Origin of the sequence: Dactylosporangium sp. NPDC050688, assembly GCF_040654515.1 — a bacterium.
Classification (GTDB): Bacteria; Actinomycetota; Actinomycetes; order Mycobacteriales; family Micromonosporaceae; genus Dactylosporangium.
Map to the genome: position 1 here is coordinate 1 of NZ_JBFAIC010000181.1, position 1,571 is coordinate 1,571.

The 1,571-nt window shown below is 68.3% G+C and carries 1 protein-coding gene; it reads right to left on the reverse strand.

The features are described 5' to 3' along the window. Positions 1-1,571, reverse strand: a 1,571-nt coding sequence (locus tag AB0H83_RS51830) for an NAD-glutamate dehydrogenase domain-containing protein (RefSeq protein ID WP_360111468.1), incomplete at both ends; no start/stop codon positions are given.

Consider the following 1,571-nt stretch of genomic DNA (forward strand, 5'->3'; position numbering starts at 1 on the left):
ACCGATTCCCAGGCGCCCCTGGCGGTGATGCCCATCTTCTTGTGGTCATAGCCGGCCGAGCCGCCGGAGGCGAACGCGTCGCCGAGCCAGAACCCGTACTTGACGGAGATCTCGTTGGCGAGGTCGGAGAACGTGGCGGTGCCCTTGTCCGCGGCGACGACGAGATACGGGTCGTCGGGGTCGTGGCGCACCACGTCGGGCGGCGCGACGATCTTGCCGCCGTCGAGGTTGTCGGTGACGTCGAGCAGTGCGGAGATGAACAGCTGGTAGCAGGCGACGGCCTCGTCACGGTCGCCCGTGACCTGCTTGAGCACGAAGCCGCCCTTCGCGCCGGTCGGCACGATCACGGCATTCTTCACCATCTGCGCCTTGACCAGGCCGAGGATCTCGGTGCGGAAGTCCTCGCGCCGGTCGGACCAGCGCAGCCCGCCCCGCGCCACCGCACCGAAGCGCAGGTGTACGCCTTCGAACCGGGGCGAGTAGACGAAGATCTCGAACTTCGGCCGCGGCGCCGGCAGGTCGGGGATCGACTGCGGGTCCAGCTTGAACGCCGTGTACGACTTGGGCCGCCCCTGCTCGCCGCGCTGGAAGAACGAGGTGCGCAGGGTCGCCTGGATCAGCGTCAGGAACGAGCGCAGGATGCGGTCCTGGTCGAGGCTGGTCACCTCGTCGAGGTCGGCGTGGATCGCCGCGACCAGCTCCTTGAACTGCACGGCGCGGCTGCCCTCCGACAGCTGCAGCCGGGGGTCGAACCGGGCCGCGAACAGCGCGACGAGCTTGGAGGCGATCGCCGGATACTGCAGGAGCGTGGTCTCCATGTAGTCCTGCGAGAACACCGTGCCGGCCTGGCGCAGATACTTGGCGTAGGCCCGCAGCACGACGACCTCGCGCCAGGTCAGGCCGGCCTTGATGACGAGGGTGTTGAAGTTGTCGACCTCCGCCTCGCCGCGCCAGGTCGCGGAGAACGCATTCTCCAGGTGCGGCCGCACCTCGGCGATCGGGCGGGAGTCGGCGGGCAGTTGCAGGCCGAAGTCGTAGAGATAGACGGTGCCGTCGGTGCGGTGCATCTCATACGGCCGCTCGTCGGTGACCCGCACGCCGAGGGAGTGCAGCACCGGCAGGACCGCGGACAGCAGCATGGGCTCGCCGTAGCGATACACCTTGAACCGGATGTCACTCTCGTCCTGGCGGCGCCGGTAGACGTGCATGACGAGCTGGCCCGGCTCGTCGAGCAGCTCCAGCTTCGCGACGTCCTTCACCGCCTCATACGGCGTGTGCTCGTCCTTGTAGGTCTCCGATATGGCGCCGCTGTAGCGCTGGTAGAGCAGCTTCGCCTGGTGCTCGTCGTCGAGCTTGCGCTCCAGCACCAGCCGGAAGTCGTCCTCCCAGAGGCGGGTGGCCTCCGACAGCCGCTCGGTCAGGTCGTCGACGTCGACGTCGCCGGGCGGGTTGCCGGGCTCGGTGCGCACGATGAAGTGCACCCGCGCGAACTTCGACTCGCTGACCCGGGTGGTGTAGTCCACACCGATGCCGTTGAGCTCGGCGAGCAGGATCTGCTGGATGCGCAGCCG